The organism is Paraburkholderia sp. BCC1885 (genome assembly GCF_900996235.1).
Classification (GTDB): Bacteria; Pseudomonadota; Gammaproteobacteria; order Burkholderiales; family Burkholderiaceae; genus Paraburkholderia.
The window spans coordinates 215,525-233,313 of record NZ_CAAJGM010000219.1 but is presented as its reverse complement, the minus strand read 5'-3'; the positions used below and the strand labels follow the sequence as shown (position 1 = coordinate 233,313).

The window sequence follows — 17,789 nt, the reverse complement described above, 5'->3', positions numbered from 1 at the left end:
TTCGACGCAACAGTTCAGGGGAACAAGGTTACGCAACGGGTTACGCAAACACAGCGAGGATTTCATGAAACTGATTACCGCAATCATCAAGCCGTTCAAGCTCGATGAGGCGCGCGAAGCCTTGTCGGCGATCGGCGTCTCCGGAATCACAGTGACAGAAGTGAAGGGCTTCGGACGTCAGAAAGGCCACACCGAGCTGTACCGCGGCGCAGAGTATGTTGTCGATTTTCTGCCGAAAGTGAAGATCGAGGCTGCGGTCTCGGACGACATCGTCGATCAGGCCATCGAAGCGCTCGAACGTGCGGCACGCACCGGCAAGATCGGCGACGGCAAGATTTTTGTCACGCCGATCGAGCAAGTGATTCGGATTCGCACCGGGGAGACCGGGGCGGACGCCCTGTAATTAGAACGATAGCGACTAGCTACAAGAGGAAAACGAAGATGCGCAAATTATTGATGTCCTTGCTGATGGCCGGATCGCTGCTGGCGAGCGGTGTCGGCGCCGCTCTCGCGGACGACGCTTCAGCACCCGCGGCCGCCTCGGCGCCCGCCGCCGATACGACGGCCAGCGCCCCGGCCGCCGCGGCTTCGGCACCGGCCACCGCCGCTGCCGCACCTGATGCATCGGCAGCCTCTGCCGCCGCAGCCGCCCCGGCTGCTCCGACCGCACCGTTCTCGGTCGACTCGTCGAAGATCAACTCCGGCGACACCGCCTGGATGCTGACCTCCACTGCGCTCGTGCTGTTCATGACGATCCCGGGTCTGGCGCTGTTCTACGGCGGCATGGTCCGCAAGAAGAACGTGCTCGCGACGCTGATGCAGAGCTTCGCGATCACCTGCGTCGTGACGATCGTCTGGGTGGTGGTGGGCTACAGCCTTGCCTTCACGCCGGGCGGCATGTTCATCGGCGGCTTCTCGCGCGTCTTCATGGCCGGGATGAACTACATCCACGGCGACAAGGCGACCACGCTGACGGTGAGCCACCTGGCTCCGACGATCCCGGAAACGGTCTACTGCGTCTATCAGATGACCTTCGCGATCATCACGCCGGCGCTGATCACGGGTGCCTTTGCTGACCGCATGAAGTTTTCGGCGATGCTGGTGTTCATGACGCTGTGGTCGATCATCGTCTACTCGCCGATCGCTCACATGGTCTGGGAACCGACCGGCTGGCTGGCTACGGCAGGCATCCTCGACTTCGCAGGCGGCACGGTGGTGCACATCAACGCCGGTATCGCCGGTCTGGTGTGTTGCCTCGTGCTCGGCAAGCGCGTCGGCTACGGCAAGGAAGTCATGGCTCCGCACAACCTCACGCTGACGCTGATCGGTGGCGCGATGCTGTGGGTGGGCTGGTTCGGTTTCAACGCAGGTTCGGCAGTGGCGGCAGACGGCCGTGCCGGCTTCGCAATGTTCGCCACGCAAGTCGCGACCGCTGCCGCAGCACTCGCCTGGATGTTTGCTGAATGGATCGCCAAGGGCAAGCCGTCGGTGCTCGGTATCGTGTCAGGCGCGGTCGCTGGTCTGGTGGCGATTACGCCGGCTTCGGGTTTCGTCGGCATCGGCGGTTCGCTGGTGATCGGTATTGCGGCCGGCGTGATCTGCTTCTGGTCGGCAACGTGGCTCAAGGCCAAGCTCGGCTATGACGACTCGCTCGACGCCTTCGGCGTGCACTGCATCGGCGGTATCGTGGGCGCGCTGCTGACCGGCGTGTTTGCTGTCAAGGACATCGGCGGCGCGGACGGCAGCGTCATCCTGCAGGCCAAGGGCGTGCTGACGACGCTGGTCTACAGCGGCGTGGTGAGCTTCATCCTGCTGAAGGCCATCGACCTGGTGATGGGCATCCGCGTGACGGAAGAAGAGGAGCGCGAAGGCCTCGACGTCAGCCTGCACGGCGAGCACGTCGAATAAGGTTTCAGCGGTTTCAAGGTTTTACGATTCACGATCACGAATCAAGCGCAGCGACTTTGGCCCGCCCTCCGGCGGGCCTTTTTCTTTGCTGTGCCGCACTGTCTGTTTCTGGGTGAATCGCGCTAAACTGCACTGCAGGAGCCGTTTCGCCGGCTATGGCGCCGATAGCGAGAATGCATTCACCCCCGCTTGCGAATGGAGAAACCGTCCCCAAATGGACGAAGTATTTGCTCTACAATCTTTTTTCTCCAGTCTGCGAGTGATCAATGGTTCCGCACCTAGTTACGGCGTTAAACGGCCCGCTGCTCGATCTCGAGCGGAAGATCCTCGACGCCACACCCGCCATCGAACGCTGGTTCCGTCTTGAATGGCAGGAACATACGCCGCCGTTCTATTGCTCGGTCGATCTGCGCAACGCGGGCTTCAAGCTCGCGCCGGTCGACACCAACCTGTTCCCCGGCGCGTTCAACAACCTGCCGCAGGAAGTGTTGCCGCTGGCCGTGCAGGCCGCCATGGCTTCGATCGAGAAAATCTGCCCGGACGCGAAGAACCTGCTGGTCATCCCCGAGCAGCACACCCGCAATGCGTTTTATCTGGAGAATGTCGCGCGGCTGGCCACCATCATGCGTCAGGCGGGGCTCAACGTGCGTTTCGGCACGCTCGACGAGAGCATCGGCGGGCCGGTCACCATTGCGCTATCGGACGGTCAGAAGATCGTCCTCGAACCGCTGGAGCGCACCGCGCGCCGGCTGGGCCTGAAGAACTTCGATCCGTGTTCGATTCTGCTGAACAATGACCTGTCGGGCGGCATTCCGCCGGTCCTCGAAAACCTGCACGAGCAATACCTGCTGCCGCCGTTGCATGCCGCGTGGGCGGTACGGCGCAAATCGACCCATTTTTCCTGCTACGACGACGTCGCCAAGAAGTTCGCGAAGATGGTCGGCGTCGATCCGTGGATGATCAATCCGTACTTCGCGCATGTCGAAGGCGTCGATTTCCAGCAGCGCACCGGTGAAGAGGCGCTGGCCGATGCGATCGACGGCGTGCTCAAGAAGATTGCGCGGAAGTACCGCGAGTACGGTATCTCCGAGAAGCCGTATGTGGCCATCAAGTCCGATGCGGGCACCTACGGCATGGGCGTGATGACGGTGCACGACGCCGCGGAAGTCGCCGCGCTCACCACGCGCGAGCGCGCCAGGATGGCCGCCACCAAAGACGGGCTCGAAGTGCACGACGTGATCGTGCAGGAAGGCGTCTACACCTTCGAGCGCATTGGCGAGGAAGTGGCCGAGCCGGTGGTGTACATGATCGACCGTTATGTGGTGGGCGGCTTCTACCGGGTACACGGCAGCCGCGAGCGCGATCAGAACCTCAACGCGCCGGGCATGCATTTCGTGCCGCTCGGCTTCGAGCACACGGCGCTGCCCGACGCGCATGCCAAGCCGGGCGCGGCGCCGCCGAACCGTTTCTATATGTATGGCGTGGTGGCGCGCCTCGGACTGCTGGCCGCTTCGGTGGAACTCGAAAAGACCGATCCGGAAGCCATCCAGGTCTGAAATCCGAGGTCCGAGGCCCGCCCTCGCGGCAGCACGGCGCGAGCGGACCCCGCGCCTGGCCCGGCGCAGCGAGACCCCGCTGCGTCCACATGAATGAACGACTGACGGGCGGCGCGCAACAAAGCACCGCCCTTGTTTAACGCACAATGCCCAAGCCCATCCGGGCGCACCAGGACCCTCATGGACATTCTTTTTATCGCCGACCCGCTGGATCACTTCAAGATCTACAAGGACTCGACCTACGCGATGATGGCCGAAGCCGCCCGGCGCGGCCACACGCTCTACACTTGCGAGCCGCAGCATCTGGCGTGGATGGGCGCGGATGTCGAGGCGAACGTGCGGCGCTTTGCGATCGTCGGCGACGAAACGGACGGCCACCGCGAGACCTGGTATGCCGCCGACGCCCCCACGCCCCGCTCGCTGAAGAGTTTCGGCGCGGTGGTGATGCGCAAAGATCCGCCGTTCGACATGGAATATGTGACGTCGACGTGGCTGCTGGAGCTTGCGGAACGCGGCGGCGCCCGCATCTTCAATAAACCGCAGGCGATTCGCGATCATTCGGAAAAGCTGGCAATCGGCGAATTTCCGCAATTCGTCGCGCCGACGCTGGTGACGCGCGACGCGGCACGGCTGCGCGCGTTTCACGCCGAGCATGGCGACGTGATCCTGAAGCCGCTCGACGGCATGGGCGGCATGGGCGTGTTTCGCGTGAAAGCGGACGGCATGAACCTCGGGTCGATCATCGAAATGCTGAGCCACGACGGCGCGCGTTCGGTGATGGCGCAGAAGTTCATCCCCGAGATCAAGGAAGGCGACAAGCGCATTTTGCTGATCGGCGGCCAGCCGGTGCCGTTTGCGCTGGCGCGCATTCCGCAGGGCAACGAGGTGCGCGGCAATCTCGCAGCGGGCGGTCTTGGCGTGGCTCAGCCGCTGACCGAGCATGATCGCACGATTGCCGAGACCCTGGCGCCGGTGCTGGCGGCGCGCGGTCTGCTGCTGGTGGGGCTGGACGCCATCGGCAACTACCTGACCGAGGTGAACGTGACGAGCCCGACGTGCTTTCGCGAGATCATGGACCAGACCGGCTTCGACGTTGCCGGCATGTTCATCGACGCGCTGGAACGGGCAGTGGGCTGAGCAAGGGGCTAAAGTCAGCCAGGGGCAAAGCAGGGCAAGTAAGGGCAGATCAGGGCAGATCAGGGCAACCAGGCAGAGCGCGCCGCGATCCGGCGCGGTGCAGAGCGAACAAGTGGCGAAAGCGCGAAAATGAGCCTGTTACAATGCCCGCACTTCAGCGGCGGTGGGCGCCCGTGGCATTGCCGGCAGGCGTGCGGCGGGGTGGACCACCGGTCTGAAGCAGGCATTGAAGCACGTGCGCGAAGCCGGCAAGGCGGGACAGGCCGGCCACGCGGGCGTCGAGAAACGCCGAATCCGACCCTCATGACCATCGGCCGGTCGAGGGTGTGACGACCCGGTGCATACCGGGCCACGGTTCAGGGCCGTTTTTAGCAGCAAGGCTGACATGGCAGGCATTCTGATCATTGCACACGCCCCTCTCGCAACCGCGCTCAGGGACTGTATCGCGCACGTCTACGGCGGATTGCCGGCGCGCATCGGCGTTATCGACGTGTCGCCGGACTGCGATCCGGTGGAGGTCGTGGCGTTCGCGCACTCCGAGATCGAGCGGCTCAAGGAGGAGAACGGCGCCCTTGTGCTGACCGACATGTTCGGCGCGACGCCGTCGAACATCGCCGCGCGGCTGTCGTCGTTGCCCGACGTCCGCGTGCTGGCCGGCGTGAATCTGCCGATGCTGCTGCGCGCGGTCTGTTACCGCGCCACGCCGCTCGACACGCTGGTCGACAAGGCGCTTGCCGGGGCCACCAAAGGCATTCAGGCGATTGTCCCGGGGACGCCCGCGCCGGTGTGCGCGCCTCCTGTCATGGGCGACTGCGTGCCGGCCATGTTGCCGGAGAGCGATCTCACCCATAAGCACGGCACGACGAGCCTGTAACTACGACGAGCCTGTAGCGGTTTCAGTTTCATCCTTCACCACATCCTATTACCCCGCGCTTCGGACCAACACATGCTGCAACAGGAAACGACTATCGTGAACAAGCTGGGGCTGCACGCGCGCGCGTCGGCCAAACTGACGCAACTCGCGGGTAACTTCCAGGCCGAAATCTGGATGAGCCGCAACGGGCGGCGCATCAACGCGAAGAGCATCATGGGGGTAATGATGCTGGCCGCGGGCATTGGCAGCACGGTGCTGATCGAGACCGAAGGTTCAGACGAAAAGGAAGCCATGGACGCACTGCTGAAACTGATCGCCGATAAATTCGGCGAAGGACAGTAAAGCGCGTGCACCGGTTCGTTTGGATCATCACGCCGCGTTTACCGCGGCGTTTTTTTTAACGCGTCACAATCAGTGGCGTGTTGCGGCGCACACTGTTGAAGCGGGCATTGAGCGGCTGCGGAATTTATAATGACGGGCAAGGTCTGAGAGCATTGCAGCGGTCTGCCGCGGCATCACACAACTAGAGGAGGTGCGCGTGTCCTTCACGCTGCATGGAATTCCCGTGTCACGCGGTATCGCCATCGGGCGGGCTTATCTGATCGCCCCGGCTGCACTCGACGTCGACCACTATTTAGTCGAACCCGCCCAGATCGAGGGCGAGGTCGAGCGTTTCCGCTCGGCCCAGCAACTTGTGCATCAGGAGCTCGACGCATTGCGCGACGATCTCGCGGCCGACGCGCCGAGCGAAATGGGCGCGTTCATCAACGTTCATTCAATGATCCTGAACGATGCGATGCTGGTTCAGGAGACCATCGATCTGATCCGCACGCGCCGTTATAACGTCGAGTGGGCGCTGACGGAACAGCTTGAGCGCCTGTCGCGCCATTTCGACGACATCGAAGACGAGTATCTGCGCGAGCGCAAGGCCGATATCCAGCAGGTGGTCGAACGCGTGCTGAAGGCGCTGGCCGGCGCTTCGGCGGCCAATCTCGTGCCGAATGCCCACGGCACCAGCGACGACATGATCGTGGTCGCACACGACATCGCGCCCGCCGACATGATGCAGTTCAAGACGCAGACCTTCCAGGGCTTCGTCACGGATCTCGGCGGACGTACCTCGCATACGGCAATCGTCGCGCGCAGCCTCGGCATTCCGGCGGCGGTCGGCGTGCAGCATGCGAGCGCGCTGATCCGCCAGGACGACCTGATCATTGTCGACGGCGACCACGGCATCGTGATCGTCGATCCGGCGCCGATCGTGCTCGAAGAGTATTCGTACCGGCAAAGCGAGAAGGCGCTCGAGCAGCGCAAGCTGCAGCGCCTTAAATTCTCGCCCACGCAGACGCTATGCGGCACCCGCATCGAGCTGTGCGCGAACATCGAACTGCCGGACGACGCCAAGGCGGCGGTGGCGGCGGGCGCAACCGGCATTGGCCTGTTTCGCACCGAATTCCTGTTCATGAACCACAAGCACAAGCTGCCGGAGGAAGAGGAGCAGTTCGCGGCGTATCGCCGGGCGGTGGAACTGATGAACGGGCTGCCGGTGACGATCCGCACGATCGACGTAGGCGCCGACAAGCCGCTCGACTCGATGGGCGGCGGCGACGGCTACGAGACCGCCGCGAATCCCGCGCTGGGCTTGCGGGCGATTCGCTGGAGCCTGTCCGAGCCGCAGATGTTCCTCACGCAGCTGCGCGCCATCCTGCGGGCGTCGGCGTTCGGCACGGTGAAGATCCTGATTCCGATGCTCGCGCACGCGCAGGAAATCGATCAGACGCTCGACCTGATTCGCGAAGCCAAGCGCCAGCTCGACGACGCGGGTCTCGTCTACGATCCGAACGTGCAGGTCGGCGCGATGATCGAGATTCCGGCGGCGGCCATTGCGTTGCCGCTGTTCCTGAAGCGGCTCGATTTTCTGTCGATCGGCACCAACGATCTGATCCAGTACACCTTGGCCATCGACCGCGCCGATAACGCCGTCGCGCATCTGTACGATCCGCTGCATCCGGCGGTGCTGCATCTGATTGCCTTCACGCTGCGCGAGGCAAAGCGTGCGGGGGTGCCGGTGTCCGTGTGCGGCGAGATGGCGGGGGATCCGACGCTTACGCGTCTGCTGCTCGGCATGGGCCTCACCGAGTTCTCCATGCATCCGAGCCAGTTGCTGGTGGTGAAGCAGGAGGTGCTGCGCTCGCACGTCAAGACGCTGGAAAAGCCGGTGGCCGATGTGCTCGCCTCGTTCGAGCCGGAAGAGGTGCAGGCGGCTTTGAAGCGGGTGGCGCTGGTTTGAATTTTGAGTGTGCCGTTTCTCCGCCGCGCGGGCGTGCGGGGAGCGTCGCCTGCTGCTTCGCTTTGGCTTTGCTCGGGTAACCTTGCTTATGCAGGCTTACTTATGCAGGCGTATTGGCCGGTCGTATTCAGGCCGGCTGACAAACAATCAGCCTCGCCGATGCGCGTGGCCGCACACCGGGCAATCCGGCTGACGCGCAATGCGCATCGTGTTCCACTCCATCCGCAGCGAATCGAGCATCATCAACCGCCCCACGAGCGGCGTGCCGATGCCCGCAATCACCCGCAGCGCCTCGGCGGCCTGCATCGCGCCAATGATCCCCACGGTTGGTGCAAACACACCCATCGTCGAGCAGGCCACTTCCTCGAACGGTTGATCTTCCGGAAACACGCACGCGTAGCAGGGCGAGGCGGCGTCGCGGAAATCGAAAGTGCTGATCTGCCCGTCAAAACGCAGCGCCGCCCCTGACACCAGCGGCACGCCATGCGTCACGCACGCGCGATTGATGGCGTGCCGGGTCGCGAAGTTATCCGTGCAATCGAGCACGACGGTGGCGCGCGGCACGGCCGCGTCGAGCCACGCAGCGTCGACGCGTTGCGCGACCGCATCCACGATCACATCGGGATTGAGTTGCGCCAGCGCGTCGCGTCCGGATTCGACCTTGCTGCGGCCCACCGAAGCGGTCACGTGCAGGATCTGGCGTTGCAGGTTGGTGAGATCCACGATGTCGGCATCGACTAGCGTGAGCTTGCCGACCCCAGCCGCCGCCAGATACATCGCCGCGGGCGAGCCCAGCCCACCGGCGCCGACGACGATCGCATGCGCGTCGAGAAAACGCTGTTGCGCTTCGATACCGAGTTCGTCGACGAGGATATGGCGGGAATAGCGGAGCAGTTGATCGTCGTTCATGGCGGGGCGCAGAGTTGAATCGCGCGATGACTTCAGTCGGGAGAGGTCAGAAGAGGTCAGGACCGGCTGGTTAGAGCGACAAGTTCAGTCGAGGCCTGCTGCGCGAGTTTTCGTGATGGTTATTTTAATCGCGCTGGGGAAAGGTCTTCGCCGCGCGTGCGACGAAGACCCATCAGGTACGGCGTGCTGCTTAATTGCTTTGCGAGGCCGGGGCCGGCGCGGATGCCGGTGTGGCAGCCGACGCGCCCATGCCCGGAACCGGGTTGGTGGGCTTGACGGCAACCGGCGCCGAGGCGGACTGCTCCGGCTTGTTCTCGGCGAGACGGCGTTCGGAGAGCGACTTCGACTCCTGCACCGGCTTGCCTTCCAGCTTGTTCAGACCTTGTTGCAGCATGAAGTCGTCGGCCGAACCGAACTCGACCGGTTTGCGGTCGCGGTCCTTCTGGCGCTGTTCCGGCGTCTTCTTGTCGTTCTGCTCTTCAAGAATCCGCAGCTGTTCCATGCGGTCCGCCTCGCGCTGGTCCTGTTCCTTCTTCTCGTTCGGATCCTGCGTGTTGGCAAGGTGGTTCGAGTAGTCGACTTCGCGCGTGACGAGTGCGTCGTCCGGATCGCCGTCCGCGTATTGATCGACCGCGACATCCGGGCGGATACCCTTGTTCTGGATCGAACGGCCGCTCGGCGTGTAGTAGTACGCCGTGGTCAGACGCAGCGCGGTGTCGGCGGTCATCGGCCGCACCGTTTGCACCGAACCCTTGCCGAACGTGGTCTTGCCGACGATCAGCGCACGATGCTGATCCTGCAGCGCACCGGCGACGATTTCCGATGCCGACGCCGAATAGGCGTTGGTCAGCACGATCATCGGCACGGTCTTGAAGATCGGCGCTTCGTCCTTCAGCGGGTCGTTGTCGAACGACGGCAGACGGTAGTTATCGTAAGTGTCGCGGTAGACCTGCTTCGAATCCGGAATCTGGCCGTTGGTCGACACCACCACCGAATCCGGCGGCAGGAATGCGCCGGCCACACCGACCGCGCTTTGCAGCAGACCGCCGCCGTTGTTGCGCAGGTCGAGGATGAGGCCCTTCAGGTTCGGCTGCTGGCGCGCGATGTCCTGGAGCTTCTCGGCCAGGTCAGGCGTGGTGCGTTCCTGGAAGCTGGTGATGCGGATGTACGCATAACCCGGCGCCAGAATCTTCATCTTCACGCTCTGCACCTTGATGATGGCGCGCGTGACCGTGAGCGGGAACGTGCGGTCGTCGGTCTTGCGGAAGATGGTGAGGGTGACCTTGGTGCCCGGGTCGCCGCGCATCTGCTTGACGGCCTGGTCGAGCGTCATGCCGCGCACCGGCTTGTCGTTGATGCGCGTGATCAGGTCGCCCGGCCGGATACCGGCGCGGAACGCCGGCGTGTCTTCGATCGGCGAGATCACCTTGATCAGGCCATCTTCCGACGAGATTTCAATACCGAGGCCCGCGAAACGGCCCTTGGTCTGTTCCTGCAGTTCTTCGTAATCGGTCTTGTCGAGATACGACGAGTGCGGGTCGAGGCTCGACACCATGCCCTTGATGGCGGCCGTGAGGAGCTTCTTGTCGTCGACCGGTTCGACATATTCGTGCTTGATCTGCCCGAAAACCTCGGCAAACAGGCGCAGCTGATCGAGCGGCAGCGGCGCGACTGCGCTGCTGGCGGGTTGCTGGGCCGAGGCGGAAAGCTGCAATGTTGCAAATACGCCGGTAGCAAGGCCCGCGGCAATCAGGCCGATATTTTTCAGGTTCTTTCGCATAGAGTCTGTTGCGGTCGGAAGCGCGTGGCAGCGTCAAAGAGATGGGGACGGACAAGTATAACTGCACACCCGCTCAGGCAGTGCACAGCATAGTAATCGCAGTTCGACAGGCTGCGGCGTGCCAGGTTCTGTGGATTTGCCCTGTGGCGTGGAAGAAATGTTCCGTAACGACGCGGGCAGGGCGCGTCGTGGACGGGATGCCGCCTCGCGCTGTGTACACCGGGTGGTTTTACCGGTGCGCACAGCGTGTTTCCAGCAGTTTTGAATTGCGTGTTATAGCGCCAATGAGAGAGCCGGCGCCTTCGCACGCGGGCGATGCTCAACCCGCCTTGCCCTGTTTGGCGACCGCGGCCTGAGCCTTGGCGATGGCTTCCGGGTCGCCCAGGTAGTAGTGCTTGATGGGCTTCAGGTTCTCGTCCAGTTCATACACGAGCGGCACGCCGTTCGGAATGTTCAGGCCGACGATGTCGTCGTCCGAGATGTTGTCCAGATATTTGACCAGCGCGCGGATCGAATTGCCGTGCGCGGCGATCACCACCTTGCGGCCCGACTTGATGGCCGGCGCGATCGACTCGTTCCACATGGGCAGCACGCGCGCTACCGTATCTTTCAGGCACTCGGTGAGCGGCAGTTCCTCGCGCGGCACCTTGGCGTAGCGCGGATCGTTGTAGGCGGTGCGTTCATCCGACGGATCGAGCGCGGGCGGCGGCGTGTCGTAACTGCGGCGCCAGACCAGCACCTGGTCGTCGCCGAATTTGGCGGCGGTTTCCGCCTTGTTCAGGCCCGACAGCGCGCCATAGTGGCGCTCGTTGAGGCGCCACGAATGCACCACCGGCAGGTACATCAGGTCCATCTGGTCCTGCACGTGCCAGAGCGTGCGGATCGCGCGCTTGAGGACCGACGTGTAGGCGATGTCGAACGTGTAGCCCGATTCCTTCAGCAGCACGCCCGCCTGCTGCGCTTCGCGGTTACCCTGTTCGGTCAGGTCGACGTCGACCCAGCCCGTGAAGCGGTTTTCCTTGTTCCACGTCGATTCGCCGTGGCGGATGAGAACGAGTTTGTACATAAGATGACCGGTCGGTAGTAAGGAAGCGGTAAAGCGCGGCGCAGGCGGCTAAATGGGCCGTCGCCATCGCGTCAGTCGGTTATTTTATAATGGCAGGATTGCCTCATTCCGATTTCTCTCTTTTTCGGCGGATTTTCCGTGAAGTTCTTCACCGATTACACAAACCTTGTACTCATCGCGATCGTCCTCATCTCCGGTGGGTTGCTCCTGTGGCCGACCATCAGCCGACGGGGCCGCGGCGGCCTGACCGCAGCCGCAGCCACCCAGCTGATCAACCGCCGCAACGCTGTAGTCGTCGATCTTCGGCCGTCCGCGGAGTTCGCGAACGGGCATCTGCCCGCCGCCCGGCATCTTGAATTTGCCGAGTTGCAGGCGAAGGTCGGCCAACTCGTGAAGAATAAGAGCAATCCGGTGCTGCTGGTCTGTCAGAACGGCCAGCAGTCGAACAAGGCGGTACGCGTCGTGCAGGACGCGGGCTACGCCGAAGTCCATGTACTCGAAGGCGGCCTGAATGCCTGGCAGCAAGCCGGCATGCCGGTTGTGAAACAAGGAGCAGCGAAGTGAACAAGGTAATCATGTACAGCACCCAGGTGTGCCCGTATTGCCAGATGGCCGAACGTCTTTTAAAGTCGCGCGGCGTCGAGAACGTCGAAAAGGTGCTGATCGACAAAGACCCGGCCCGGCGTGAAGAAATGATGAGCCGCACGGGTCGTCGCACGGTTCCCCAGGTGTTCATCGGCGAGACGCATGTGGGCGGCTATGATGACCTTTCCGCGCTCGACCGCGCGGGCGGCCTGATGCCGCTGCTCGAAGCAGCCTGAGCAACAGCCTGTCGAAGAGAGAGCCCGAGGCCGCCTCACCGGCGGCCTGAAGCTGTCCATGGCGGTCGTTCCGGCGACTGCGTGCAGGCAAAACAGTAACAAACCAAGCCGGTTCGTCGACGCCCGCGGTGGGCGGCGCGAATCGCATCGACCCGGCACGCGTTGGCAGCGAGGCGTGCCGTTATGAATACATTCAGGGAATATCAATCATGTCCGACGAGAATAACCAGCCGTTCTTCAACATCCAGCGCATCTACCTGAAGGACATGTCGCTCGAGCAGCCGAATTCGCCGGCCATCTTCCTCGAACAGGAAATGCCGTCGGTGGAAGTCGAAGTCGACGTGAAGGCCGAGCGCCTCGCCGACACCGTGTTCGAAATCCTCGTCACCGGTACCGTGACGGCCAAAGTGGCGGACAAGGTGGCGTTCCTGATCGAAGCCAAGCAGGCTGGTATTTTCGACATTCGCAACATTCCGGCTGAACAGATCGACCCGCTGGTCGGCATTGCCTGCCCGACGATCCTGTTCCCGTATCTGCGTTCGAACATTGCCGACGCGATCACCCGCGCCGGCTTCCCGCCGATTCACCTCGCCGAAATCAACTTCCAGGCCCTGTACGAGCAACGTCTCGCGCAGATGGGCTCGAAAGAGGGCGCGGCGCAGAACGGCGTTACGCACTAAGCGTCGCGCGCAGTGCCGGGTATGAAAGTCGCCGTTCTCGGCGCTGGTGCATGGGGCACCGCTCTCGCGGGCCATCTGGCTGTGCGGCACGACACCGTGCTGTGGGCGCGCGAGCCGGCGCTGGTTGCCGAACTCGCCGCGACGCAGGAAAACGCCCGCTACCTGGCGGGTGTGGCCTTGCCGGCCGGACTTCGCTATGAAGCCGATCTCAATGCCGCATTGACTCACGCGCTGGCGGACGACGCCCTGTGCGTCGTTGCCACGCCGGTGGCAGGCTTGCGCGGGCTGTTCGAGGCGATGCGCGCCGCCGGCAAAGTCCCCGCCAATGTGATCTGGCTGTGCAAGGGCTTCGAGTCGGATACCCAGTTGATGCCGCATCAGGTGGTCGCTGCGGAGCTTGCCGGCCATGCCAGCAACGGCGTGCTGTCGGGCCCGAGCTTTGCGCGTGAAGTCGGGCAGGGTTTGCCGGTCGCGCTGACCATCGCCAGCGCCTCGGCGGTTTGCCGCGAGCGCACGGTGGCGGCGTTTCACCACGGCGCCATGCGCATCTATACCGGTGACGACGTCGTCGGAGTGGAAGTGGGCGGCGCCGTGAAGAACGTGCTGGCAATTGCCACGGGTATCGCCGATGGGCTCGGTCTCGGGCTTAACGCGCGGGCCGCGCTGATCACGCGTGGTCTGGCCGAAATGTCGCGCCTTGGCGTGACCTTGGGCGGGCGGGCGGAGACGTTTACCGGTTTGACCGGCCTGGGCGATCTGATTCTGACCGCCACCGGCGACCTGTCGCGCAACCGCACGGTGGGTATGCAACTGGCTTCGGGACGCACGCTCGACGATATCCTCGGCGCGCTGGGGCATGTTGCCGAAGGGGTGCGCTGCGCCCAGGCCGTGCTGTCGATCGCGCGGGCGCATGCGATCGACATGCCGATCACGCAGGCTGTCTGCGCGGTGCTGTTCGACGGTGTCGCGGCGCGTGACGCCGTCAGTGCGCTGCTACGCCGCGACGCCAAGGCCGAATAAAGAACGACTGAACGGTTGTCCTCGCTTCGCTGTCCACGTCTTATCGACGTTTCGGATGGCGAGGTTCTCCATGCTCACATCAGGTCATTGTTCGCTCGAAGCGCGGGTTGTCGACATTACGACGCTGGCGGTCGACGCCATCGTCAATGCGGCGAATACCTCGCTGCTGGGCGGTGGAGGCGTGGACGGCGCGATTCATCGCGCGGCGGGGCGCGCGTTGTTGCGCGAATGCGAGACGCTGGGCGGTTGCGCGACCGGCGACGCCAAACTCACCGCCGGCTACCAGTTGCCGGCCAAACACGTGATTCACGCAGTGGGACCGGTCTGGCACGGCGGCGGCCGAGGCGAGGCCGAATTGCTGGCGTCGTGCTATCGGCGCTCGCTCGAACTCGCGCAGCAGGCGCACTGCAGGAGCATCGCTTTCCCCGCCATCAGTTGCGGGGTCTACCGGTTTCCCGCCGACGCGGCCGTCGACATCGCGCTCGACGCGGTGCTCGGGACGCTGCCGCGCACGCCGTCCATCGAGCGCGTGCTGTTCGCCTGTTTTGATGACGCGATGTTCGCGCGCTACGAGTCGAGGCTCGCCGCGCTGGCTGCGCGGCAGCGTCAGGCGCCGCCTTCGAAGCCGGCCTGACGCCACGCTTCGAACACCACTACAGCGACCGTATTCGACAGGTTCAGGCTGCGATTGCCGGGCCGCATCGGCAGGCGCACCCGTTGTTCAGGCGCGAACTGTTCCAGCACGGCGGCGGGCAGGCCGCGCGTTTCCGCGCCGAACACGAACCAGTCGCCGGGCTGGAAAGCATGCGCGTGAAAGGCGCCCGAGCCGCGCGTGGTGAAGGCGAACATCCGCGCCGGGTCCGGCGACTCTTTGGCCAAAAACGCCGCCCAGTCGGTATGCACGTGCATCTGCGCGTACTCGTGATAGTCGAGGCCGGCGCGCCGCATCTTGGCGTCGTCGAGCGGGAAGCCGAGCGGTTCGATCAGATGCAGGTTCGCGCCGGTATTCGCGCACAGACGGATGACGTTACCGGTATTCGGCGGAATTTCGGGTTCGACGAGAACGACGTTAAACATGATGTGAGCCAGTGAAAACCATGATGTGAGCGTGCGGAGGCTAGTTTTTCGGCGTGCGCAGGGCGACGAAATTGGTCACGCGGCGCGCGCCGGCCGCCTTCAGGACAAGGGCGAGTGCTTCGAGGGTGGCGCCGGTGGTCATCACGTCGTCGACGACGGCCACATGTAGGCCCTCTACCGGCCCGTCGACCCGAAACGCCCGGCCCACGTTCTGACGCCGCGCGTCCAGATCGAGCCGCGATTGCGGCGCGGTTTCGATCACGCGGGCGAGCAGCGTGGCGTCGCTGCGCACCTGCAACGCCCGGCCGAGCGGCTTCGCAATCTGCCATGCCTGGTTGTAGCCGCGCTCGACGAGGCGCTTCGCCGCCAGCGGCACCGGCGCGATCACGTCTGGCCATTGCGATGCGTCGAGCATATCGTGCGCGAGACGGGCGAGCCGTTGCGCGAATTCGTCGGCGAGCATCAGCCGGGCGCGAAACTTCAGGCCGACCGCCAGCGTATCGAGCGGCGCGCGGTAGTCGGCGAGGGTCAGGGTGGCGTCGAATGGCGGTGGATGGGTGAGGCAATCCGTGCAGTGGTAGCGGCCCATGCGCCCGTCTGGCCGCGAGCGGCTTGCCGTGGACGACGCGAATCGCGCCGGCAAAGGCACCGCGCAGACGAGGCAACGCAGGCGCGTTTCATTCGCATAGGCTTCGTCGCAGCCCCGGCAGAGCACGTTCTGCGACAAATTGCCGCACAATGCGCACAGGTTCGGCAGAACGGCGTGCGCGAGGCGCGGCCGCGACGAACCGAGCCGGGTTGCAAATTCTGCAAGCCGGCCGCAAGGTGAAGAAACGGATGCCGGAATATGCATCGATGGACCGCCCGCGAAGGCCTCCTGCGCTGAATGGAGGGGAGCGAGCGAGTATACTTCGAGCTCTTCGTCCATGTGACTCCCATGCCCCCCACTCCCGCACAATCTAGCCGTCCGGCCTATGATTCCCGGCGCCTTCAGCGGATTTTCGACCGCCGCGCCGCGACCTTCGACGACGTGGCGTTCCTGCCGCGCGAAATTGCGCAACGCATGCGCGAGCGTCTCGAATACATCAAGGTCAGCCCGGCCAGCGTGCTCGACGCGGGCTGCGGCATGGGCGACGACCTGCCGGGCCTGCGCGAGCGCTTTCCCGAAGCGCCGGTGTTCGGCACCGACCTCTCGCACGCCATGCTCAGCCGCGCGCTGCATCACGATGCCGGCGACACGAGCTGGCGGCGCTTCCTGCCGGCTTCGATCGGCAAGGCGCTCGGTGCGCGCGGTCCGCGCTTCGCCCAGGCCGACTTCTCCGCTTTGCCGTTCGCGGCGGGCGCCTTCGAATTCCTCTGGTCGAACCTGGCGCTGCACTGGCATTCGCGGCCCGATCTGGTGTTTCCAGAATGGCAGCGTGTGCTCAAGGTAGGTGGTCTACTGATGTTCAGCACGCTTGGCCCCGATACACTGAAGGAATTGCGCGGCGCCTACGCCGAAGTGGAAGCCGCATACGGCGTGCCGTCCGCGAAGCATGTGATCGATTTCGTCGATATGCACGACCTCGGCGATATGCTGGTGGAAAGCGGCTTTGAAATCCCGGTAATGGATCAGGAGACCATCACGATCACCTACAAGTCGCCGCAGTCGCTGCTCGCGGATGTGCGCCGCTGGGGCGCTTATCCGTTTCGGCGCGAGGGCGACGCCCATGCGGCCGCGGCCGTGCCGGTGCATTCCCGGCGTCTGCACAAGGCGCTGCTGGCGGCGCTGGAAGCACGCCGCCGTGCCGACGGCACGCTTGCCCTGACCTTCGAGGTGATCTACGGGCATGCCTGGAAAGCGGTGCCGCGCATGACCGCCGAAGGACACGGCATCGTCCGTCTCGAGGACATCGGACGAGGTCCGTCGAAGAATCGTTGAAGCGGTAAAGAGGGCATCTGTTATGTCTGAAATTAGCAGGGCAAAACAGTCTCGCCAGATGCGTCAAAATGGCGCAAAGGCTTGCCGGACGTGGCTTCCAGCCCGATAGGGCGTTGCTTGTGGATGCCATTGAACGCGCCTATAATGCGTCAGTTTGTCGCTCGGAGATCCTACCTCCGCGGCGGCAGGCCCGAAGAGCTGGACAGCAGCAAAGGGTGGCACGAACTGGCAACAGGCACGGTTAAGAGGCAACTCGCAGGAGACAGCGATGGCGTCATCTGATCTGCTGGCGGAGTCGGAACCGGTCCTCAAGGACTGGACGATGAAACGCAACTGTTCGGTCTCCCCTAAGCAGTTTGTATGCTTCTATCTGTCGCTTGCGGTGGTCTCGCTGGTAATTGCTTTCATGCTGGATCTGATCGGCGCCTGGCTGGTGCTGCCGTTCACCGGCATCGAGTTGGTGGCGGTCGGTATCGCTTTTGCAATTTACGCGCGTCATGCTGTGGATTACGAACGCATCAGGCTGTTTCCGAACCGGCTCGTCATCGAGCGGGTCAGCGCGGAACACGTCACGCAGTTCGAATTCAATCCACGCTGGGTGCAGATTGAGCCGGGCGCAACGCCGCGTGACCACATCAAACTGGTCTCGCGTGGCCAGACGATCATGATCGGGCAACACCTCGCGCAGTATCGGCGCGCGCAATTTGCAGGCGAATTGCGCATGTGGCTCAGGCGGTGTTAGCGCACGAG

At 63.7% G+C, this 17,789-nt stretch carries 20 protein-coding genes; 14 read left to right on the top strand and 6 right to left on the bottom strand.

Features of this window, described 5'->3' with window-relative positions; translation table 11 throughout:
* Positions 1–64 precede the first annotated feature (64 nt).
* Positions 65–403 (top strand): P-II family nitrogen regulator, encoded by a 339-nt coding sequence (locus tag FQ755_RS25665; RefSeq protein WP_006048089.1) that lies wholly within the window; start codon positions 65–67, stop codon positions 401–403.
* Between the two features lie 19 nt (positions 404–422).
* On the opposite strand, the gene FQ755_RS38305 is transcribed toward FQ755_RS25665, so the two are convergent.
* Positions 423–749: a hypothetical protein gene (locus FQ755_RS38305; RefSeq protein ID WP_260858858.1), complete on the bottom strand. Its 327-nt coding sequence runs from the start codon at positions 747–749 to the stop codon at positions 423–425.
* On the opposite strand from FQ755_RS38305, the gene FQ755_RS25660 reads away from it, so the two are divergent.
* From FQ755_RS25660 to ptsP, 6 genes are all read left to right on the top strand, one after another.
* Positions 718–1,908 carry an ammonium transporter gene (locus FQ755_RS25660; protein WP_260858857.1) on the top strand — a complete coding sequence of 397 codons (1,191 nt, stop codon included), beginning with the start codon at positions 718–720 and terminating at the stop codon, positions 1,906–1,908. The genes FQ755_RS38305 and FQ755_RS25660 overlap by 32 nt on opposite strands.
* 266 nt (positions 1,909–2,174) lie before the next feature.
* On the top strand, positions 2,175–3,464 hold the full coding sequence (gene gshA / locus FQ755_RS25655; protein WP_144157805.1) for a glutamate--cysteine ligase: 1,290 nt from the start codon (positions 2,175–2,177) through the stop codon (positions 3,462–3,464).
* 180 nt (positions 3,465–3,644) lie between these two features.
* A complete protein-coding gene (gshB, locus tag FQ755_RS25650) occupies positions 3,645–4,601 on the top strand; it encodes a glutathione synthase (protein ID WP_144157804.1) in 957 nt (318 codons plus the stop codon).
* 385 nt (positions 4,602–4,986) lie between these two features.
* Complete coding sequence (locus FQ755_RS25645; protein WP_144157803.1) at positions 4,987–5,475, top strand: PTS sugar transporter subunit IIA; 489 nt, start codon at positions 4,987–4,989, stop codon at positions 5,473–5,475.
* 72 nt (positions 5,476–5,547) lie between these two features.
* Positions 5,548–5,817 carry an HPr family phosphocarrier protein gene (locus FQ755_RS25640; RefSeq protein WP_074263248.1) on the top strand — a complete coding sequence of 90 codons (270 nt, stop codon included), beginning with the start codon at positions 5,548–5,550 and terminating at the stop codon, positions 5,815–5,817.
* A 196-nt stretch (positions 5,818–6,013) separates the two neighbouring features.
* Positions 6,014–7,765, top strand: coding sequence for a phosphoenolpyruvate--protein phosphotransferase (gene ptsP / locus FQ755_RS25635; protein ID WP_144157802.1), 1,752 nt, complete (start codon positions 6,014–6,016; stop codon positions 7,763–7,765).
* Positions 7,766–7,912: 147 nt separating this feature from the next.
* On the opposite strand, the gene FQ755_RS25630 is transcribed toward ptsP, so the two are convergent.
* From FQ755_RS25630 to gpmA, 3 genes are all read right to left on the bottom strand, one after another.
* Positions 7,913–8,674 (bottom strand): HesA/MoeB/ThiF family protein, encoded by a 762-nt coding sequence (locus tag FQ755_RS25630; RefSeq protein ID WP_144157801.1) that lies wholly within the window; start codon positions 8,672–8,674, stop codon positions 7,913–7,915.
* A gap of 190 nt (positions 8,675–8,864) precedes the next feature.
* On the bottom strand, positions 8,865–10,454 hold the full coding sequence (locus FQ755_RS25625) for a S41 family peptidase (RefSeq protein WP_144157800.1): 1,590 nt from the start codon (positions 10,452–10,454) through the stop codon (positions 8,865–8,867).
* Positions 10,455–10,773: 319 nt separating this feature from the next.
* Positions 10,774–11,520 (bottom strand): 2,3-diphosphoglycerate-dependent phosphoglycerate mutase, encoded by a 747-nt coding sequence (gpmA, locus tag FQ755_RS25620; RefSeq protein ID WP_144157799.1) that lies wholly within the window; start codon positions 11,518–11,520, stop codon positions 10,774–10,776.
* A gap of 138 nt (positions 11,521–11,658) precedes the next feature.
* Between gpmA and FQ755_RS25615 the strand changes: the two genes are divergently transcribed.
* The 5 genes from FQ755_RS25615 (at position 11,659) to FQ755_RS25595 (ending at position 14,675) form a co-directional block, all read left to right on the top strand.
* Positions 11,659–12,084: a rhodanese-like domain-containing protein gene (locus FQ755_RS25615; RefSeq protein ID WP_144157798.1), complete on the top strand. Its 426-nt coding sequence runs from the start codon at positions 11,659–11,661 to the stop codon at positions 12,082–12,084.
* A complete protein-coding gene (gene grxC / locus FQ755_RS25610) occupies positions 12,081–12,341 on the top strand; it encodes a glutaredoxin 3 (protein WP_074300906.1) in 261 nt (86 codons plus the stop codon). Before FQ755_RS25615 ends, grxC begins: the two co-directional genes overlap by 4 nt.
* Positions 12,342–12,550: 209 nt before the next feature.
* On the top strand, positions 12,551–13,021 hold the full coding sequence (secB, locus tag FQ755_RS25605) for a protein-export chaperone SecB (protein WP_144157797.1): 471 nt from the start codon (positions 12,551–12,553) through the stop codon (positions 13,019–13,021).
* A gap of 21 nt (positions 13,022–13,042) precedes the next feature.
* Positions 13,043–14,041, top strand: a complete 999-nt coding sequence (locus tag FQ755_RS25600) for an NAD(P)H-dependent glycerol-3-phosphate dehydrogenase (RefSeq protein ID WP_144157796.1) — start codon at positions 13,043–13,045, stop codon at positions 14,039–14,041.
* 70 nt (positions 14,042–14,111) lie between these two features.
* Complete coding sequence (locus FQ755_RS25595; RefSeq protein ID WP_186308655.1) at positions 14,112–14,675, top strand: O-acetyl-ADP-ribose deacetylase; 564 nt, start codon at positions 14,112–14,114, stop codon at positions 14,673–14,675.
* Here FQ755_RS25595 and trmL read toward each other — a convergent pair.
* Together trmL and FQ755_RS25585 are read right to left on the bottom strand one after the other, a co-directional pair.
* Positions 14,648–15,118 (bottom strand): tRNA (uridine(34)/cytosine(34)/5-carboxymethylaminomethyluridine(34)-2'-O)-methyltransferase TrmL, encoded by a 471-nt coding sequence (gene trmL / locus FQ755_RS25590; RefSeq protein WP_144157794.1) that lies wholly within the window; start codon positions 15,116–15,118, stop codon positions 14,648–14,650. The genes FQ755_RS25595 and trmL overlap by 28 nt on opposite strands.
* Positions 15,119–15,158: 40 nt before the next feature.
* A complete protein-coding gene (locus tag FQ755_RS25585) occupies positions 15,159–15,971 on the bottom strand; it encodes a ComF family protein (RefSeq protein ID WP_144157928.1) in 813 nt (270 codons plus the stop codon).
* Positions 15,972–16,055: 84 nt separating this feature from the next.
* Here FQ755_RS25585 and FQ755_RS25580 point away from each other — a divergent pair, with 84 nt between their 5' ends.
* Together FQ755_RS25580 and FQ755_RS25575 are read left to right on the top strand one after the other, a co-directional pair.
* A complete protein-coding gene (locus FQ755_RS25580) occupies positions 16,056–17,039 on the top strand; it encodes a methyltransferase domain-containing protein (protein ID WP_144157793.1) in 984 nt (327 codons plus the stop codon).
* A gap of 268 nt (positions 17,040–17,307) precedes the next feature.
* On the top strand, positions 17,308–17,781 hold the full coding sequence (locus FQ755_RS25575) for a DUF2244 domain-containing protein (RefSeq protein ID WP_144157792.1): 474 nt from the start codon (positions 17,308–17,310) through the stop codon (positions 17,779–17,781).
* Positions 17,782–17,789: the final 8 nt, after the last annotated feature.